The sequence below is a fragment of the Aeromicrobium sp. Sec7.5 genome (assembly GCF_036867135.1).
Lineage (GTDB): Bacteria > Actinomycetota > Actinomycetes > Propionibacteriales > Nocardioidaceae > Aeromicrobium.
Genome location: NZ_JBAJIJ010000002.1, coordinates 1 through 16,489 on the forward strand (window position 1 = coordinate 1; position 16,489 = coordinate 16,489).

The 16,489-nt window shown below is 70.9% G+C and carries 21 protein-coding genes and 1 tRNA gene; 8 read left to right on the forward strand and 14 right to left on the reverse strand.

Translation table 11 applies throughout. From position 1 onward, the window contains the following. Nucleotides 1-37: 37 nt before the first annotated feature. Together V6S66_RS13240 and V6S66_RS13245 are read right to left on the reverse strand one after the other, a co-directional pair. Entirely contained in the window at nucleotides 38-238 is a 201-nt protein-coding gene (locus V6S66_RS13240) for a Flp family type IVb pilin (protein WP_334207265.1), read from the reverse strand. Nucleotides 239-378: 140 nt separating this feature from the next. Further along, a complete protein-coding gene (locus V6S66_RS13245; protein ID WP_334207266.1) occupies nucleotides 379-540 on the reverse strand; it encodes a hypothetical protein in 162 nt (53 codons plus the stop codon). 379 nt (nucleotides 541-919) lie between these two features. Between V6S66_RS13245 and V6S66_RS13250 the strand changes: the two genes are divergently transcribed. Both V6S66_RS13250 and V6S66_RS13255 read left to right on the forward strand, forming a co-directional pair. Then, nucleotides 920-1,405: a TadE/TadG family type IV pilus assembly protein gene (locus V6S66_RS13250; protein WP_334207267.1), complete on the forward strand. Its 486-nt coding sequence runs from the start codon at nucleotides 920-922 to the stop codon at nucleotides 1,403-1,405. Beyond that, nucleotides 1,402-2,997 carry a hypothetical protein gene (locus tag V6S66_RS13255; protein WP_334207268.1) on the forward strand — a complete coding sequence of 532 codons (1,596 nt, stop codon included), beginning with the start codon at nucleotides 1,402-1,404 and terminating at the stop codon, nucleotides 2,995-2,997. Before V6S66_RS13250 ends, V6S66_RS13255 begins: the two co-directional genes overlap by 4 nt. A 197-nt stretch (nucleotides 2,998-3,194) precedes the next feature. Here V6S66_RS13255 and V6S66_RS13260 read toward each other — a convergent pair whose 3' ends face one another. The 3 genes from V6S66_RS13260 to V6S66_RS13270 form a co-directional block, all read right to left on the reverse strand. Then, entirely contained in the window at nucleotides 3,195-3,851 is a 657-nt protein-coding gene (locus V6S66_RS13260; protein ID WP_334207269.1) for an anti-sigma factor, read from the reverse strand. After that, nucleotides 3,848-4,414: an RNA polymerase sigma factor gene (locus tag V6S66_RS13265; RefSeq protein ID WP_334207270.1), complete on the reverse strand. Its 567-nt coding sequence runs from the start codon at nucleotides 4,412-4,414 to the stop codon at nucleotides 3,848-3,850. The genes V6S66_RS13260 and V6S66_RS13265 overlap by 4 nt, the downstream gene beginning before the upstream one ends. 141 nt (nucleotides 4,415-4,555) lie before the next feature. Next, on the reverse strand, nucleotides 4,556-7,168 hold the full coding sequence (locus tag V6S66_RS13270) for a right-handed parallel beta-helix repeat-containing protein (RefSeq protein ID WP_334207271.1): 2,613 nt from the start codon (nucleotides 7,166-7,168) through the stop codon (nucleotides 4,556-4,558). Nucleotides 7,169-7,311: 143 nt separating this feature from the next. Here V6S66_RS13270 and V6S66_RS13275 point away from each other — a divergent pair, with 143 nt between their 5' ends. Next, entirely contained in the window at nucleotides 7,312-8,091 is a 780-nt protein-coding gene (locus tag V6S66_RS13275; RefSeq protein WP_334207272.1) for a L,D-transpeptidase, read from the forward strand. 123 nt (nucleotides 8,092-8,214) lie between these two features. Here V6S66_RS13275 and rpsN read toward each other — a convergent pair whose 3' ends face one another. The 3 genes from rpsN to rpmB are packed head-to-tail and all read right to left on the reverse strand — an operon-like array spanning nucleotide 8,215 to nucleotide 8,926. Continuing rightward, nucleotides 8,215-8,520 carry a 30S ribosomal protein S14 gene (gene rpsN / locus V6S66_RS13280; protein ID WP_334207273.1) on the reverse strand — a complete coding sequence of 102 codons (306 nt, stop codon included), beginning with the start codon at nucleotides 8,518-8,520 and terminating at the stop codon, nucleotides 8,215-8,217. Then, a complete protein-coding gene (gene rpmG / locus V6S66_RS13285) occupies nucleotides 8,520-8,690 on the reverse strand; it encodes a 50S ribosomal protein L33 (RefSeq protein WP_334207274.1) in 171 nt (56 codons plus the stop codon). Before rpmG ends, rpsN begins: the two co-directional genes overlap by 1 nt. Then, nucleotides 8,690-8,926 (reverse strand): 50S ribosomal protein L28, encoded by a 237-nt coding sequence (rpmB, locus tag V6S66_RS13290; protein WP_334207275.1) that lies wholly within the window; start codon nucleotides 8,924-8,926, stop codon nucleotides 8,690-8,692. The genes rpmG and rpmB overlap by 1 nt, the downstream gene beginning before the upstream one ends. Nucleotides 8,927-8,980: 54 nt before the next feature. Between rpmB and V6S66_RS13295 the strand changes: the two genes are divergently transcribed. The 4 genes from V6S66_RS13295 to ykgO are packed head-to-tail and all read left to right on the forward strand — an operon-like array spanning nucleotide 8,981 to nucleotide 10,736. Further along, nucleotides 8,981-9,268, forward strand: a complete 288-nt coding sequence (locus V6S66_RS13295; protein WP_334207276.1) for a type B 50S ribosomal protein L31 — start codon at nucleotides 8,981-8,983, stop codon at nucleotides 9,266-9,268. Then, nucleotides 9,265-10,344 carry a CobW family GTP-binding protein gene (locus V6S66_RS13300; protein ID WP_334207277.1) on the forward strand — a complete coding sequence of 360 codons (1,080 nt, stop codon included), beginning with the start codon at nucleotides 9,265-9,267 and terminating at the stop codon, nucleotides 10,342-10,344. Before V6S66_RS13295 ends, V6S66_RS13300 begins: the two co-directional genes overlap by 4 nt. Nucleotides 10,345-10,392: 48 nt before the next feature. After that, nucleotides 10,393-10,617, forward strand: a complete 225-nt coding sequence (rpmF, locus tag V6S66_RS13305) for a 50S ribosomal protein L32 (RefSeq protein WP_334207278.1) — start codon at nucleotides 10,393-10,395, stop codon at nucleotides 10,615-10,617. After that, nucleotides 10,614-10,736: a type B 50S ribosomal protein L36 gene (gene ykgO / locus V6S66_RS13310; protein ID WP_023645249.1), complete on the forward strand. Its 123-nt coding sequence runs from the start codon at nucleotides 10,614-10,616 to the stop codon at nucleotides 10,734-10,736. Before rpmF ends, ykgO begins: the two co-directional genes overlap by 4 nt. Nucleotides 10,737-10,742: 6 nt before the next feature. On the opposite strand, the gene V6S66_RS13315 is transcribed toward ykgO, so the two are convergent. From V6S66_RS13315 to V6S66_RS13340, 6 genes are all read right to left on the reverse strand, one after another. Next, nucleotides 10,743-10,940, reverse strand: coding sequence for a hypothetical protein (locus V6S66_RS13315; RefSeq protein ID WP_334207279.1), 198 nt, complete (start codon nucleotides 10,938-10,940; stop codon nucleotides 10,743-10,745). 174 nt (nucleotides 10,941-11,114) lie between these two features. Further along, nucleotides 11,115-11,190: transfer RNA gene (locus V6S66_RS13320), tRNA-Ala, on the reverse strand. A gap of 58 nt (nucleotides 11,191-11,248) precedes the next feature. After that, nucleotides 11,249-12,220 carry a divisome protein SepX/GlpR gene (gene sepX / locus V6S66_RS13325; protein ID WP_334207280.1) on the reverse strand — a complete coding sequence of 324 codons (972 nt, stop codon included), beginning with the start codon at nucleotides 12,218-12,220 and terminating at the stop codon, nucleotides 11,249-11,251. A 64-nt stretch (nucleotides 12,221-12,284) separates the two neighbouring features. After that, on the reverse strand, nucleotides 12,285-12,881 hold the full coding sequence (locus V6S66_RS13330) for a GNAT family N-acetyltransferase (RefSeq protein ID WP_334207281.1): 597 nt from the start codon (nucleotides 12,879-12,881) through the stop codon (nucleotides 12,285-12,287). 84 nt (nucleotides 12,882-12,965) lie between these two features. Next, nucleotides 12,966-14,459 (reverse strand): molybdopterin molybdotransferase MoeA, encoded by a 1,494-nt coding sequence (locus V6S66_RS13335; RefSeq protein ID WP_334207282.1) that lies wholly within the window; start codon nucleotides 14,457-14,459, stop codon nucleotides 12,966-12,968. A 5-nt stretch (nucleotides 14,460-14,464) separates the two neighbouring features. After that, entirely contained in the window at nucleotides 14,465-15,877 is a 1,413-nt protein-coding gene (locus tag V6S66_RS13340) for a UTP--glucose-1-phosphate uridylyltransferase (protein ID WP_334207283.1), read from the reverse strand. A gap of 16 nt (nucleotides 15,878-15,893) precedes the next feature. Here V6S66_RS13340 and V6S66_RS13345 point away from each other — a divergent pair, with 16 nt between their 5' ends. Continuing rightward, nucleotides 15,894-16,487 carry a 5-formyltetrahydrofolate cyclo-ligase gene (locus V6S66_RS13345; RefSeq protein WP_334207284.1) on the forward strand — a complete coding sequence of 198 codons (594 nt, stop codon included), beginning with the start codon at nucleotides 15,894-15,896 and terminating at the stop codon, nucleotides 16,485-16,487. The last annotated feature ends 2 nt before the right edge of the window (nucleotides 16,488-16,489 follow it).

Genomic DNA, 16,489 nt, shown 5'->3' on the forward strand with positions numbered 1-16,489 from the left:
CACGCCCCCTCTCAGCTCGGTTCAGCTCGCGCCTGGATCAGGCGGCGCCGTTGCCGACACGGCCCGTGACGTTGTTGAAGATCGTGGCGATGTTGGTACCGAAAGCGGTGACCGCGATGATGATCGCGGCGGCGATCAGCGCGACCAGCAGGCCGTACTCGACGGCGGTCGCGCCCTTCTCGTCACGCTTCGGCGCGGTGGCGACGAACGACAGCATGGTGGCGTAGAACTTGATCATGATAATTCTCCCTCGGTGATGTGCAGCCACCGTTCGGTGACTCTCCCTGGGAAGAAACGTAGAGGGACTAACGACACCTTCGCTATGGAAGTTACGGACCATCTTCGACTAGTCCTTTTTGACTAGTCGAGCTCCCGTCGTCATGCACCGGTCGGGAACGCCACCTGGTACAGCGCTGGCACCAGCTGACCGAAAGCGAGGATGCCGACGCCAACGACGGCGGCCACGAGTGCAACGAGAACTGCGTACTCCACCGCACTGGCGCCACGGTCGCCGCGGCTGGTGCGCCACAGAGCATTCATGGTTCTCCCGTCCTCCCCTCCCGCGAGCGTAGACCTGGCGGCCGACGGCGTCCACGGACTCGGGACCTTTCGCGAGCGTCGACCGCCAAAGGTCCCGTGCGAGCACGCGCCGTTCTGTGGCGAGACGCGAAGACTCCGGGATCGTGACGCGACTCGCGCCGTTGCTCGGCCACGAGGACGAGGTCGATTCTCCACTGCCATGCCAGTCCTTTTCCAGGCCTCTAGTACCAAAGGACCAGTGACGCGCGACCGCACGGACCCCTAAGATCGTTGCCGTAGCAGGTCCCGTGACCGTTGGGAGACCGTCCGCGGAGTTCGACTTTGCTACCCGTTCCTGAGGAGAGCAGGAGCGGCGCACGACAACACAGGGAGAGTTGTCATGAATCGACGACGCCATCGCGAGAACGGCGTGGCAGCGGTGGAGTTCGCGCTCATCGCGCCACTGTTCATCGCCCTCGTCCTCGGCATCATCAGCTACGGCTACATGCTGAGCTTTCGCCAGGGCATGAGCCAGGCCGCGGCCGAGGGGGCACGCGTCTACGCCGTCGCTCCCTCGGTCTCGGTGAGCACGACGGGCGCCCTGAGCACGAAGGACGCCGCCATCGCGGCGATCAATCGCAGCCTCAGCTCGTACGGCGTCACGTGCACCGCCACCGGCGGACTCACGCGGGGCGGCGCGAGTGCGGGCACGTGCACGGTACCCAGCACCTCCTCCAACTGCTCCAACAACACCGCGGCCAAGTGCGTCAAGGTTGAGATCCGCTACTCCTATCGCGCGAACCCGCTGATTCCGTCGTTCCCCGGGCTCGGCATCGTGCTGCCCGAGACGCTCGCGTACGACACGACGGTGCAGGTCAACTCGTGAGCCGGCCACGCCTCTCGCGTCGCCGTCGCCAGGACGAGAGCGGTGCCATCGCGGTGATGGCCGCGCTGCTCATGGTCTCGGTGCTCACGTTCACCGCGTTCGCCCTCGACATCGGGCTGCAAAGAGCGGCCGCGCGCGACATGCAGGCGGTCGCCGATGCCGTGGCGCTTGACACGGCCCGCGACCCCGGGCTTGCGAGCTGCAACCAGACGGCTCTGTCGGCAGCCGCCGCGAAGAGTCTGCTTCGTCAAGGAAAGTCGATCGGTCGGGGGTCACCCCTCGTCGTCACCCCCGGTCACATCAGTCCGACGACCCAGCAGTTCGTCGCGGGTTCGAACAACGGCGCCTGCGACGCCGTGCGTGTCGTTGCCGCCACCACGGTGGACTTCGCCTTCGCCCCGGTGATCGGTACCAAGACCGGAAGCGCAGCTCGCGCGGCGATCGGTTCGACCGATTCCCCCGCTGTCTGCTTCTCTGCGGGGACTACGGCCTTGACGTTGACCAGCAACAAGAGCGCCCTCGGTCCGATCCTCAAGAACATCCTCAACGTCAACCTCGGTCTCGTCGGGTACGACAGCGGCCTGGTCGGCCTCCAGGGCCTCTCGATCCCCATCGCGGCACTGGATGCCGCTCTCAAGATCGGCACCGGTCGGGCCCTGGTGGACGACGCGAACGTCTCGCTGGCTGGATTCCTCCTCGCCAACGCTTCAGTCCTTGAGCAGAACGGCAACGCCGTGCGGGCGCAGGTGCTTCGAGCGCTGGCTGCCAACGTGGGGCCCCTGACCCTCAACGTGACCGACATCCTCAAGATGGACACGGGCGGCACGTCGGGCCTGACCGCGACGGTCGACGTGCTTGACCTGGTCGGTTCGGCCATCGTGAGTGCCGCCGTCGATGCCAGCAATGGCAAGAACGCGCTGAACATCTCGAGCCTCGGCCTCTCGGTCGGCCCCGTGAATCTCGCCGACGCCAAGATCACGATCATTGAGCCGCCGCAGATCGCGTGCGGCAAGGTCGGGGTGCAGGCGAAAACGACACAAGTTCGTGTCGATCTGCAGACCGGCCTCAGCACCGGAGGTTTGGGGATCTCGGCAGCGAACCTGTCGCTGGGCGTGCGGGTCGCCGCCGGCACAGCCACGCTGAGCGCGCTCAACTGCAGTGGCAACCCGAGTGCCTCGGTCCTCGGCGAGACCTCCGTGGCCAGCGTGGTCGGTTACGGAGGCACCGGCAGTGCGCGGTTGACCGTGATCCAGCTCTGGCCGTTCCCCGCGATCCAGATCGGCCTCAAGGGCGGAGTGGCTCAGTCCGCCTCCGAGCAATCCTTCAACTTCCCACCCAACGCTGATGGGTCGTCGCCCGGCATGCGCACCTACGGCAGTGCCGTGAACCTCAAGCTCCAGATCACTGACGACAGCTTGCTGGGTCTCGGCGGCCTCCTCAGCCTCGTGATCAATCCGCTCCTGGCGCGGGCGAACTCCGTCATCGAGCCACTGCTCGATCCGCTGCTCGCCATCTTGGGCATCCGACTCGGCACGATGGATGTCACGATGCTGGGCCGGCCGAGCTGTTCAGGCGTGCGCCTCGTCGGGTGATGGAGACCGGCGCCGCGCTGACCACGATCAGGTCCGACGCGATCATCTTCCGACAGGACGAGCCCGTGGGTGAGGCGTGATCGACGACCCCCGCGCGCACCGCCGGCTGCTGGTGATCAGCGCGGGGTGAACCGCTCGTCACGGCGACGGAGCGGGCGATGTCACGGCCGAGACGGACTCCGCGCTGGCACCGGGCGTTAGTCGAGCAGCTCGACCGGGCCGCTGGCCACCACGTCGCCGGACGGAGCCGGATCCCCATCGCGCAGCTCGCGCGTGATCCGGACCTCGCTGACGACGCTGGGATCGACCGCGGCATGGAGCACCACGACGGTGTTGCCCTCGGCGTCCGGGTGGAAGGTGCCGGCCGAGACCCAGGTCGAATCGCCCTCGTCGGTCAGGAACCACAGCTCGTAGTACTGCTCGTACGGCACCGCCGGCAAGGTGTCGGAGCGCAGCGTGACGATGCGCCCCTCGGGGGCTGCGTCACCCTCGAGGGCGACCCGCTCTCCGGCCGAGCCGGTCAGCTCGGCCACGAACTCGTCCGAACCACGGGCCAGGAGGTCCTCGTCGTCGCCGCCGATCCAGGCCGCCGCGCCCACGCCGATCCCGGCACCTGCGACGACGAGCGCCACGGCAGCGGCGAGCAGGCGCCACCGCCCGCGCGCCGGTCGACGACGCGACGCGGCCACCTGCTCACGCAGGGCGGCGACCTGCTCCTGCGTCGGTCCGGACTCCGAGTCGGAGAAGGCTCGCCGGAGCTCCTCGCCCAGGACGCGCTCGAGCTCGGCGTCGGCCAGGCTCGTGTCGTCGACCGGGTTTGCGTCGTCGGCCGGGGTTGCGTCGTCGTTCGTCATGCGTCCACCTCCTCGATGAGCGTCCGGAGGCGCGCGAGCGCCCGGGAGTTAGCCTGCCTGACCGCGCCGTGCCCCTTCTTCAGGACCGTGGCCACCTCCGCGACCGACAGCTCCGCGACCTGGCGAAGCCAGAGGACCTCCTGGTCGTCGACCGAGAGCCGCTCGAACGCCGTCCGCACGGAGCCGGCCCGTTCGTCGCGCAGCACGTGCTCGAGTGGACCGCGGTCATCCGCGACCTCGACGAGGCCGAGCGGGTTGTCGGCGACCGGACGTTCCCGCTCCTGGCGGCCGGACCGCCGGATCTGCTCCAGCACCACCAGGCGCAGGATGCCGTAGAGCCAGGCCTCGACCCGGGCTCCCTGGTCGGCCAGGTCATCGATCCGGTCGACCGCTCGGGCCAGGCACTCGCTGACCGCGTCGTGCGGGTCGTAGCCGCCGGGCAGCCGCCGCCGGGCGTACTCGACGAGGCGTGAGTACGACCGCCGGTAGACGGTCTCCCAGGCATCGGGATCGAGCGCGCGGAAACGAGCCAGCAAGTCGCGCTCGGACGCGCCAGGATCCACGGAGCCGATAGTACGCACCCGCAGAGTTCCCTTCCTCGCCCGTGCTGTCGTTCTCCCGCAGTTCGAGGGCGCGGGCACACCCTCACACGGCGGCGTGTGTGAGGGCCCCCGCCGGGCCCCCACACACGCCGCCACGTGTCGTCAGCCGGTGTAGGTGGGCTGACGGTTCGTGGCACGCGCCGGAGCTGCCGGCGCGCCGCCGTCGTTGCCGGCGCGATCGGGGCCGCCGCCGTCGGCGACCGGCCCCACCTCGACCGCACCGGAGTCCGGTCCGGCACCGACGACACGAGCAGCACCGCGCTGATCCGTGTCCAGATCGCCCAGACCGTCGACGCCCGCGTCGATCGCCGGGCTCCCGGCTGCAGGCAGGTGGGTCAGGGTCGGACCACCGTTGTCGGCCAGCGCCCCGAGGCGCGGGTCGTCGGTCTGCACGTCGCTGTCGTCATCGGTGTCGACATCGGTGCCCACGACGTTGCCGCCCAGGGACGTCACCGCTGCGGAGGCGTCAGCCCCGTCGTTGGCCGACAGGATGCTGTTGCCCAGCGTCACGTCGCCGGCGATGCCGGTCGAGTTGTCCGTGATGGTGACGTGGATCAACGTCGTGGCGTCGGCGGCAGTACCGTCCTCCACGGCCAGACCGCCGCCGGTGCCGGCGCCGTTCCCGCTGATCGTGCTGCCCTCGACGGTCAGGTCGCCGCCCATGTTGTAGAGGCCACCGCCGTCACCGTCGGTCGTGTTGCCGGCCAGCGTGGTCCGCGTGACCGTCATCGTGCCGGTGGCGGAGTTCCACAGGCCGCCACCTTCGTTGGTCGCCGTGTTCTGGCTGACGAACGAGGCGTCCACGGTCACGGTGCCCGCACCGGTCAGATGCAGTCCGCCACCGTTGCCGGGGCCGGGGCCCGTCGAGTTGCCCTGCAGCAGCACGTCGCTCACCGAGGTGACCGACCCGTCGCCCACGGCCTCGATGCCGCCGCCAGCGCGGACCGCATCGTTGTCGAGGATGTCGGTGCCACTGACCGTCAGGTTGCCGCCGACGGCGTTAAGGATGCCGCCGCCCGATCCGGCGGTGCCGTTGGCGCTGTTGCCCTCGATGATGGATCCCTCGACGACCAGCTCACCGCCATCGTTGTACAGACCGCCGCCGCCGGCGTCCGAGGGGGCGCCCGAAGCGGTGTTGTTGCTGATGTTCGACGACGTGACCGTCATCGTGCCGTCGGCCGAGTTCCACAGTCCGCCACCCTCGTTGGCGGCCGAGTTGCCCGCCACGACGACGGTGGTGATGTCGACCGTGCCGGCGCCGGTCAGGTGCAGACCGCCACCGTTGCCCGGAGCGGCGCCCGCCTCGTTCTCGCTGAGCGAGCCGCCGGACAGCGTCGTGGTGCTGCCCGCGGTGGCCTCGATGCCACCGCCGGCACGCACGGCCGAGTTGCCGTCGATCGAGGAGTCCGTGACCTCGAGCGTGCCACCGAGGGTGAGCACGCCACCGCCGGAACCGGCGGTACCGGGGGCGTCGTTGCCCTCGACCGAGCTGTCCGTGATCCGCAGCGTGCCGCCGTTGTTGAACAGGCCGCCACCGCCGTCGTCGGCAGCCGCTCCCGAGGCGGTGTTGCCGGTGATGTCGCTGCCGGAGACCGTCATGGTGCCCGAGCCGTTCCACAGGCCGCCACCCTCGAGCGTCGCGGTGTTGTTCGAGACCGTCGAGTTGGTGATCGTCGCGTTGCCGGCACCCGTGACGTGCAGGCCGCCACCGTTGCCCGGGGTCGGCCCGGTCTCGTTGTTGTCGAGCGTCACGCCCGACAGACTGGTGGTACCGACGTTGGCCTCGACGCCGCCGCCGGCCCGCACCGACGAGTTGCCGGAGATCGTGGAGTTCTCCACGTTGACCGTGCTCTGGTCGTTGAGGATGCCGCCGCCCGATCCGGCGGCGCCGTCGGCGACGTTGTCGGTGACGGTGGCGTTGCGCACCGTGAGCGTTCCGCCCCCGGCCTCCTGGAACAGGCCGCCGCCACCCTGGTCAGCAGCAGCGCCGGACGCCGTGTTGCCGGTGATGGTGGTGCCGGAGACCGTCATGGTGCCGGCGCCGGAGTTCCACACGCCGCCGCCCTCGGCGGACGCCGTGTTGCCGGAGATGGTGCCACCGGTGATCGAGACGGTGCCCGCACCCGTGAGGTGGAGGCCGCCGCCGTTGCCCGGGGTCGGGCCGGCGGCGTTGTTCGTCAGGTTGGTGCTGACGAGAGTCGTCGTGCTCCCGGCCGAGGCCTCGATCGCGCCGCCGGCCCGCGCGGCAGAGTTGCCGGTGAGGGTGGAGCTGGAGATCGACAGCGTGCCGGCGTTCAGGAACGCACCGCCGGAACCGCCGCCAGCGGCGGACGGGGCGTCCTCGGGCAGGCCGCCCGTCACGGTGACGCCCGAGATGGTCAGGTCACCACCGGCGAGCACGTGGAACGCACGATCGGTGATGGCCGTCGCGTTGATCGTCGCTCCATTACCCTCGATCGTGATCTCGGTCGTGATGTCGAGGTCGCCCGCGGCGTCCGTCAACGCGTAGGACTCCCCGGCCACGAGCGTGATCACGTCGGCACCGGGGCTCGCCTCGGCTGCCGCGATGGCGCCGCGCAAGGTGGTCGCGTCGGTCGGGTCGTCAACAGTGAAGTTCGACGCGGTGAACGTCGCAGCGCTCGCTGTCATCGGCACCGCGATCATGACTCCGCTGACGAGGGTGGTGACCCCCGCGGCGTGCATCCATCTACGCATTTACTCGAACCTCTCGACGTTGACGCAGGACGACGGGCGCGCCCTTACGACCTACATGACCGCCGGGACCGATTCGTCACAGGTGTCGGCCGGGACGTCGAGATGATCAGCGCGCTTCGGTGGCGGGTCGTAGCGTGGGCGCCATGAACGAGACCCCCTTGCCGGGCCTGTCGCGCCGCACGCTCTTCGCCGGTGCCAGCGGCCTCGCGTTGGTAGCGCTCGTCGGGTGCTCCGGCGACTCCGAGTCCGACGCCAAGCCCGGCCCGTCGCCGTCGTCGTCGGCTGCCACCGACCCGAACGTCACGATGGTCGCGACGTCGGTCGTGTCCTCCCTGCAGGTGTTCGCAGAGCCCGACGACCTCGACGCGGCGGGCGGTGAGGGCGCCGAGCAGCTCGTCCTGAACCGCGCCGACGAGGCCTCCGGCGACATCGTGCTGCTGGCACTCGACGTGGGCAGCGCGTGGCTGCACGTCCAGCTCCCGGTGCGTCCGAACGGCACGACCGGCTACGTCCGGGCCCGCGACGTCAGGCTCAGCAGCCACACCTTCGCGATGGAGATCGCCCTCGCCGACCACGAGCTGGTCGTGACCGAGGGGGGTGAGGAAGTGATGCGCACGCCCGTCGGCGTCGGGACGACGGATCGCCCGACTCCGGGAGGCGGCTACTACATCAAGGAGCTCCTGCAGCCACCCGACCCGAACGGTGTCTACGGGCCCTACGCCTACGGGCTGTCGGGCTACTCCAACGTCCTGACCGAGTTCGCCGGTGGCGCGGGGGTCATCGGTGTGCACGGGACCAACGAGCCCGAGCTGGTCGGCACCGAGGTCAGCTCCGGCTGCATCCGAGTGGCGAACGACCAGATCACGGCACTGGTCGAGGACATCGGGCTCCCGCTCGGCACCCCGGTCACCATCCGCGCCTGACACCGTCAGCGACCGCCGCCGGCTAGGCCCGTGGTGACCACAGGCCGAGCGAAGCGAGGCTGAGCCGCCCGTGGCTCGCTCTAGCGAGCCACGGAATGAGCGCGAGGAACGAGCGCGGGCGGCTTACCAGGAGGACTTGGTGATCCCCGGGAGGTGGCCGGCGTGGGCCTGCTCGCGGAAGCGGATGCGCGACAGCCCCGTCTTGCCGACGTGCCCCCGAGGCCGGCCGTCGACCTGGTCCCGGTTGCGCACCCGCACCGGCGAGGAGTCGCGCGGCAGCCTCGCCAACGCCCTCGACGCCGCCAGTCGCTCCTCCATGGGCAAGGACTCGTCCTTGCGGGCGGCGCGCAGCTCGGCACGGCGCTCCGCGTACCGGGCGACGACCTCCTTGCGCTTCTCGTTCTTGACGATCTTCGACGCCTTCGCCATCAGCGCTCCTCCTTGAACTCGACGTGCCGGCGCACGACGGGGTCGAACTTGCGCAGCACGATGCGGTCGGGGTCGTTGCGGCGGTTCTTGCGGGTCACGTAGGTGAACCCGGTGCCGGCGGTCGACCGCAGCTTCACGATCGGGCGCACGTCATTGCCCTTCTTGGCCATCAGAGCTTCTCCCCTCGGGCGCGGATCTGGGTGACGACGGCATCGATCCCGCGCTGGTCGATCGTCTTGATGCCTCGGGCGCTGAGCGTCAACGTGACGTGCCGGCCGAGGCTCGGCACCCAGTAGCGCTTCTTCTGGAGGTTCACGTCGAAGCGTCGCTTGGTGCGTCGGTGCGAGTGCGAGACGTGGTGGCCGAAGCCCGGAGTGGACCCGGTCACCTGGCAGGTTCCCGCCATGTCGATCCCTTCTGTACTATGAGACTCATTCTCATTAAGCATACGGGAGACACCATGAAGAAGAACACCCACCCGGAGTACGACCTCGTGGTCTTTCGCGACCACTCGGCCGGCACCACGGTCCTGACCCGCTCCACCCTGGCCACCACGAGCAGCCAGACCATCGAGCTCGACGGCGTGACCTACCCCGTCGTCGACGTCGACGTGTCCAGCGCGAGCCACCCGTTCTGGACCGGCCGCGGCCGGGTCGTCGACACCGAGGGTCGCGTCGAGGCGTTCCACCGCCGGTACGGCAACGCCACGGCGAAGTCGGCTGCCGAGACCCAGGGCCCGCGCCGATGAGGCGCACCCCCGTCATCCTGGTCACCGGCATCGACGCCGCCGCGATGGACGTCGCGACGGTCGGCCTGCAGTTCGACCTGCCGAGCGCCGCCGTCATGCGGCACACCCTCGACGTGTCGAACCAGGTCCTGACCCGCCGGGTCAGCGACCTGACCGGCCTGGTCGAGGCCGAGCAGATGGACCTCGACCACGCCTGCGTGGGCTGCGCCCTGCGCGAGGACATCGTCCCGACCCTGGAACGACTCGCCGCGACCGGACGCTGGGGCGCGATCATCGCGCACCTCCCAGTCTCCGCCGAGGCCCTCCAGGTGTGCCGGGTCATCGCGATGGACCAGCGCATCGCTCCGCACGTCCGCATCAGCGCCGTCGTGCACGCGCTCGACGGGACGCAGGCGCACCACGACCTGCTGGGCGACGACCTGTTGGTCGAACGCGGCGTGCACACCAGCGAGGAGGACACCCGTGGTCTGGCCGAGACCCACTGCGCCCTGGTCGAGTACGCCGACGCGATCGTGGCCGTCGGCGAGCTCACCGAGCCCGACGCCGACCTCGTCCGCGCCCTCGCCCGACCCGACGCCGATCTCGTCCACGACGCCTCCGCGCTCGACCCCGACGCGCTGACCGGCGACCTGCACCAGCACGGTCGTACCGAGCGGTGGGTCGACGTCGTCCAGCGTGGACGGCTGCCGGCCCTGGAGTCCGAGCACGTCTGGCGACTCGACCTGCGCACCACGCGTCCCCTGCACCCGGGCCGACTCCTCGACGGCATCGAGTCGCTCGGCGGCGGGCCACGCCGGTCGCGCGGCTGCTTCTGGCTCCCGACACGGCCCGGCACGATCTGCGCGTGGGACGGCGCCGGCGGCCAGCTCAGCATCGGCCCCGCCTCCCCCTGGGGGCGCAGCACTCCCCTGACGCGCATCGTCGTGACCGGGATCGACGACGAGCGTGATGCACTCGCCGAGGCGTTCCGCGACGCGCTGCTCTCCGACGCCGAGACCACGGACCGCGGCCTCTACTGGGAGGTCGCACACGACGGCCTCGAGCCGTGGCTCGGACTCATCTCCCGCGCCGCCTGACCCAGTTCCGACCACCCGCTCTGCACACCCCGACTGACAGGACCACCCATGGCAGTACCGAAACGCAAGCTCTCCCGCAGCAACACCCGGCACCGCCGGTCGCAGTGGAAGGCCACCGCGACCGACCTCGTGCCCGTCACCGTCGAGGGCCGCACCGTGCGTGTCCCTCGGCGCCTCGTCAGGGCCGTCCAAGGCGGCTACATCGAGGTCGACCGACTCCCCACCACCCGATCCTCCAACCCCTCCAGCACGACGAACAGGAGCACGACATGAAGGTCCGCAACTCGCTCAGGTCCCTCAAGAACCAGCCCGGGTCACAGGTCGTCCGCCGCCGCGGCCGCACCTATGTCATCAACAAGCAGAACCCGCGACTCAAGGCCCGCCAGGGCTGAGGCCGGCTAAAGCCCGCCGCCGTCGGGCCGCGTCCACCCGCCGCGGCCCGTCGCGCGGCGGGCTGCTTCCTCGGGGCTGACGTCAGCGGGCTTCCCGGCCCGGCGCATCTGGTCGTGCGAGGTGTCGTCGGGGCCGACGAAGAACCAGGCCGCGATCGCGCCGAGGATGAGCACGGCGAAGAAGACGATCAGGAAGACGGTCATGGGGTGAGTGTGCGGCTTGCTGTGGCCAGGGGCAAGACGATGGCTCCGCTCGCCTCAGCGATCGGTGGAGCATAGGAGACTCCGTCGCTCGCTGGCGATCGCTCCTCCCCGAATCTCTCGACCCTAGAAACGCCATGAGGCCCGCCCCAAAGAACGGGGCGGGCCTCATGGCGTTGGTGGAGCATAGGAGATTCGAACTCCTGACCTCTTCGATGCGAACGAAGCGCGCTACCAACTGCGCCAATGCCCCAAGGTCGTACTTCTCGATGCCGCGAACGGCGTGTCCGAGAATAGCACCCCGACCTCGGTCAGTGACCCACGGCCTTGCGGGTGTCGTGGGCCTCGGCGACCTCGTCGACAGCCCCGTCGGCTTGGCCCGGGAGCTCGACGCCCTCGGCCTCGACGTGGCCCGACGACCAGGTGCCGGCCTGCGCGAAGTCGATCGTGCGCACGGTGCGGCCGACCCGCGGCTTGGTGACGTACGTCGGCAGCGTGACCGGCAACGGGTCCCACAACGCCTCACCCGTGGTGGAGACCGAGGGGACCGCGATCTGCAGCTGCTCGTCGAGCGCGTCGACCGAGAGTGCCTCCTGCTCCATGACCCGGGGGCGGCTCGGCTCGACGTCCTCGAACTGGTGCGAGACCACGAGCGTGGTGGCCTCGTCGGCGGCCGTGCCGCCACGGCGTGACGCCACCCCAGTGGCGACCGAGCGGGAACGCAGCTTCGGGAGGTGGATGCGGGGGGTGCGCAGCGTCGTGGCGCTGAGCCCCAGCTCGCCCCGTACCTGCACGCGGCAGGCGACGAGCCACGCGAACAGCAGCGCCACCGGCGCGGCGGTCCAGGCCTGACCGATGACCGACGCCAGACCGAGTCCGGCGACGACCACCAGCGTGACGAGCAGCGTGATGAGCACCCGACGGCGGCGCTGCGCCGCAAGGCGGGCAGCCGCACGGTTGACCGGACGGGCCTCGGGGACCTGCGCGGCGACCGGATCGGGCTGGGCTGAGGCGGCCTGGGCTGAACGGGCCTGGGCTGAAGACGCCTCGGCGGAGGGAGCAGCAGCGGCAGCCGGTGCTGAGTCGCGAGTGGAGGAGGACTCCGCGCCGACGTCGCCGGCGCCGCGACCGGTGCGGGCGATGACCCGACTGAGGGAGGTGAACGAACCGAGCGACGACGTCTTGGACGCCTCGTCGTACCGGCGCAGCATCAACGGCACGACGTACGCCACCCACAGAATGACGACGACGGCAAAGATGACACCGCTGGCTCCTCCGATCACGTACAGAACGGTAGGTGCCCGGGGTGGTCGAACGTGGGAGCCTGCGCGTGTGTCGTGACAGAAGTTACGCGTGTGACGAGGCGACCCGGTCGACCACGGTGCCACGGACGTCGTCCGACACCAGCTGGAAGAGCCGGTGGTCGGCCCACTGCCCCGCGATGTGGAGGTACCGGGGGGCGAGGCCCACGTCGGTGAACCCGAGTCGGCGCACCACGGCCAGGCTCGGCTGGTTCTCGGGCCGGATCGCGACGTCGACGCGGTGCAGCCGCACCGCGGAGAAGAGGTGGTCGCAGACGAGCGCGACCGCCGTCGGCGTGATGCCGCGTCCCGCATGGTCAGCGGCGACCCAGTAGCCGATGCTGGCCGATCGCGCCGAGCCCCACACGATCGAGCTGACGCTGACCTGACCCACCATCACGCCGTCCCACGTCGACACGAACGGCAGGCTCTCGGCCCGCCTGGCCCGGCGCCGCAGCACCGCGACCATCTGCCGGTACGAGGTCGACTGCTGGCCCCCCTCCGGCGGGAGGGTGGCGTCCCACGGGCCCAGCCACGGACCGTTGGCGCGGCGCAGCTCGGCCCACCGCGGCGCATCGGACCGCTGCAGCGCTCGGACCCCGATACGCCCGTGGGTCAGCTCGACGTCCCACGGGATGCTCATCGGCGGGGGTGCCGGGCCGTGGGCGGCAAGACGAGCTCGCCACGGCGGGGGTGCCGGGCCGTGGGCGGCACGTCGAACACAGCCCTAGAAGGGGCGGTCGAGCACGAGGGTGCGGACCGTGTCGCCGAGGTTGAGCGCGGTCTCGTCCTCGCCGACCACGACGAGGGCGTTGGCCTCGGCCAGTCGTGAGAGTCGGAGGTCCTCGGCGTCGGGCAGGGGCGTGACCTTGGCGCCACGGTGCGTGACCTCGAAGATGGCCGGCACGTACTGGCGGCGGCCGGACTCGGAGGCGACGTCGGCGGCGAGCACCGCGTGCACCATGGGACGCCGGTACGGCGTGCGGCCCATCAGGCGCCGCAGGGCCGGAAGCACGAAGACCTCGAACCCGACGTACGCGGCGACGCCGTTGGGCGGGAGGTTGATGATCGGGGTCTCGTCGTCGAACACCGCGCCGAAGCCCTGCACGCGCCCGGGATGGATGGCGACCTCGTTGAACGAGACCGTGCCGAGGGCTCGCAGGGTCTGGCGGATCGCGTCGCGCTGGCCCGTCGAGATGCCGCCCGTGGTGACGACGAGGTCGGCCCGCACCAGCTGCTCGCTCAGCACCCGGCGGAACTCCTTCGGGTCGTCGCCCACGGCTCCGACGCGGAACGCGATGGCGCCGGCCGCGCGGATGGCCGCGGCGAGCATGTAGCTGTTGCCGTCGAAGGAGGAGTCGTGCGACACGTGGTCGCCGGGCTCGCGCAGCTCCGAGCCCATCGAGATCACCACGACGCGTGGACGCGGACGCAGGGCGACCCGGTGCGCCCCGAGCGAGGCGAGCAGACCGATCTCCCGCGCGCCGAGCACGGTGCCCGCGGACACCGCGGTCGTGCCGGCGAGGACGTCGGACCCGGCACGGCGGACACCCTGGCCGACGTCGGGCGCCACCGTGACCGCGATCTTCGACGGTCCGCGGTCGGTGTGCGAGATCGGGACCACGCAGTCGGCCCCTCGCGGGAGCGGCGAACCGGCACTGATCCGCGCGGTCGTGCCGCGGCTGATCGCGAAGGGCCGCGACACGCCGGCGCGGATCTCGCCCGAGACCGGCAGAACGGTGGGGGCGTCGGCCGTGGCCGAGGTGGCATCGCCCGCGGCGATCGCGTACCCGTCGACCAGGGCCTGGTCGAAGCGCGGCAGGTCGATGGGGCTCACGTAGTCGGCATAGAGCGGCAGTCCGAGGGACTCGACCAGGGGCTGGTCGTACGGCGCCAGCGGGCCGAGTCCGCGCAGGATGCGCTCGAGGTGGTCCTCGACCGTCAGCACACCCTCCGGGATGCTCGCCGACCGCGGCCGGGGGCGGGGGCCGGTGGGGGCCGGCTCGGCCCGCGGCGCGGGCTCGGCGGCGGACGGCCCGGGCCTCGGCTCGACCGGCGCCGCCTCGGGCTCGGCCCGCCGGGACGCGACGGGTTCGGCTTCCGACTCCGGCAGGGCCTCGGGCGGCAGCTCGGCGTCCGACGGATCGGCCGTGGAGACGGGATCGACGTCGGGCAACGGGTCCTGTCCCGTCACGGCAGCGTCGCTGTCTCCGGAGACCATGGGGGTCAGCCTAACCGGGTGCCCTCCGCGACACGTGTGCCCCGACCGGGCGCGTCGCCCGTTTTCACGGCGCTCTCCTCGACCTGGTCGGCGTCGAGCGTGACCTCGCCGGCGACGACGACGTCGGCCCCGAAGCTCCAGTCGCCCCGCACCGTGAACGCCTCGGCCTCGGCGAGCGAGGGAACGTGCGGGATGCGCGCCTCGAAGTCGGCGATCGAGCCGTAGAAGCGCTTGTCGAGATTGATCAGCGGGGGGTCGACGGTCGCTCGCACCCGGAAGTCCTCGCCCACGCCGTACACGTCCGAGCGCAGCAGGAGCAGGTCGTTGGTGGTCTTGACCGGGAGGAAGCGCGAGCGGTCGACCTCGATCGCCGTGGCCCCGTCGAAGACCTGGACGGCGGCCCCCATCGCGGTCTCGATCTGGACGACCTCCGGCGAGCCCGGGTCGGCCGGGTCGACGACCTTGCGGTTGCGGATCAGGGGCAGCCCGAGGATGCCGTGGCGCTCGTCGAGCGTCTTCTTCAGCACCCGCAGGTCGAACCAGAGGTTGTTGGTGTGGAAGTAGCGGTGGCGGTTGAGGTCGGAGGCCGACTCGACGTCGTCAGGGGGCGTCTGCGCGGTCTCGCGCAGCACGAGTCGACCGTCGGAGCGGCGCACCACGAGGTGTCCGCCCTTGACGTCGGCCAGCGTGCGCCGGCACACCTCGGCCGCGTAGGGCGCGCCGGACCCGGCGAACCAGGCCATCATCTCGGGATCGGGGGCGGCGCCGAGGTTGTCGGAGTTCGACACCGTCGCGTAGAGGTAGCCCGCATCGAGCAGCTGGTCGAGGATGCCCGACGTCTGCAGCGCGGTGTAGAGGTCGCCGTGGCCCGGCGGGCACCACTCGAGCTCGGGATCGGCCGGCCAGTCGACCGGGGTGAGGTCGTCGACCAGCAGCCGCGGCTCGAGGTTCTGCACGAAGTCCATCGGCAGGCCCGCGACCTCGATCCCGGGGTGCGCGGCGAGCGCGGCCCGGGTGTCGCCCGCCGTGCGGAACGAGTTCATGAGGACCAGCGGCAGCCGGACGCCGTGCGTGCGACGGACGTGCTGGACCTGGCCCACGATGATGTCGAGGAACGTCTGGCCGTGGCGCACGGGGAGCAGCGACTTCGCGCGGTCCATGCCCATCGAGGTGCCGAGGCCGCCGTTGAGCTTGATGACCACGGTCGCGTCCGCGGCGGCGCGGACCTGCTCCGGGTCGACGTCGAGGGAGGCGGCCCGCTCGATGCCGGTGAGCGGCTCGACCTCGGACTCGGGGATCATCCCCGTGGCCCCGGCGACGAGCTGCTTGTAGTAGTGGGAGAAGACGTCGATGGCCTGCTGGGGAACGCCCCGCTCCAGCATCCGTTGCTGCGCCTGTGCCAATCCGTCCACGCGCACACGATAGCGTCGCGGCGTGGGTCACACCTCTGGAGCGAAGGATGACCTCCGTCGCACCCTGCTCGCCGCTCGACGGCGCCGCAGCGAGCCGGACCTGCTGGCCGTCGGAGCCGCGCTCGCGGCTCACGTGGCCGGTGATCCAGCCCTGCACGGCGCCCGCCACCTCGCCGCCTACCTCGCGATGCGCGGTGAGCCACCGACCGACGCGCTCGTCGCCGATCGGCTGGCTGCCGGCGCCACCGTGCTCGTCCCCCTGTCACGCGACGACGGCGGGCTGGACTGGGTCGTCCACGACCCGGCGTCGGACGTGCGCCGGTCCACGATCGGCGTGCCCGAACCGGTCGGGCTGCCGACGCTGGAGGCCGGGCTCGCGACGACCCAGCTCGTCCTGGTGCCCGCCCTGGCCGTGGACCACCAGGGTCACCGCCTGGGCCGCGGCGCGGGCTACTACGACCGCGCCCTGGCGTCGTTGCGGGACCGGGCCCGTCGACCCATGACCTGCGCGGTCGTGTTCGCCGACGAGCTGGTGCCGGCTGTGCCCACCGAGGCGCACGACGTGCCGGTCGACCTCGTGCTCACCGAGGCAGGGGTCTTCCGACCCGCGCGGTGACC

Excerpts from the sequence above, each read along its gene's own strand:
- rpmB (WP_334207275.1), bottom strand. The coding sequence starts at position 8,926 with ATGGCGGGAACCTGCCAGGTGACCGGGTCCACTCCGGGCTTCGGCCAC.
- V6S66_RS13335 (WP_334207282.1), bottom strand. The coding sequence starts at position 14,459 with ATGGTCTCCGGAGACAGCGACGCTGCCGTGACGGGACAGGACCCGTTG.
- V6S66_RS13295 (WP_334207276.1), top strand. The coding sequence starts at position 8,981 with ATGAAGAAGAACACCCACCCGGAGTACGACCTCGTGGTCTTTCGCGAC.
- rpsN (WP_334207273.1), bottom strand. The coding sequence starts at position 8,520 with ATGGCGAAGGCGTCGAAGATCGTCAAGAACGAGAAGCGCAAGGAGGTC.
- V6S66_RS13250 (WP_334207267.1), top strand. The coding sequence starts at position 920 with ATGAATCGACGACGCCATCGCGAGAACGGCGTGGCAGCGGTGGAGTTC.
- ykgO (WP_023645249.1), top strand. The coding sequence starts at position 10,614 with ATGAAGGTCCGCAACTCGCTCAGGTCCCTCAAGAACCAGCCCGGGTCA.
- V6S66_RS13315 (WP_334207279.1), bottom strand. The coding sequence starts at position 10,940 with ATGACCGTCTTCCTGATCGTCTTCTTCGCCGTGCTCATCCTCGGCGCG.
- V6S66_RS13330 (WP_334207281.1), bottom strand. The coding sequence starts at position 12,881 with ATGAGCATCCCGTGGGACGTCGAGCTGACCCACGGGCGTATCGGGGTC.
- V6S66_RS13240 (WP_334207265.1), bottom strand. The coding sequence starts at position 238 with ATGATCAAGTTCTACGCCACCATGCTGTCGTTCGTCGCCACCGCGCCG.
- rpmG (WP_334207274.1), bottom strand. The coding sequence starts at position 8,690 with ATGGCCAAGAAGGGCAATGACGTGCGCCCGATCGTGAAGCTGCGGTCG.
- V6S66_RS13300 (WP_334207277.1), top strand. The coding sequence starts at position 9,265 with ATGAGGCGCACCCCCGTCATCCTGGTCACCGGCATCGACGCCGCCGCG.
- rpmF (WP_334207278.1), top strand. The coding sequence starts at position 10,393 with ATGGCAGTACCGAAACGCAAGCTCTCCCGCAGCAACACCCGGCACCGC.
- V6S66_RS13275 (WP_334207272.1), top strand. The coding sequence starts at position 7,312 with ATGAACGAGACCCCCTTGCCGGGCCTGTCGCGCCGCACGCTCTTCGCC.
- V6S66_RS13260 (WP_334207269.1), bottom strand. The coding sequence starts at position 3,851 with ATGACGAACGACGACGCAACCCCGGCCGACGACGCAAACCCGGTCGAC.
- V6S66_RS13270 (WP_334207271.1), bottom strand. The coding sequence starts at position 7,168 with ATGCGTAGATGGATGCACGCCGCGGGGGTCACCACCCTCGTCAGCGGA.
- V6S66_RS13245 (WP_334207266.1), bottom strand. The coding sequence starts at position 540 with ATGAATGCTCTGTGGCGCACCAGCCGCGGCGACCGTGGCGCCAGTGCG.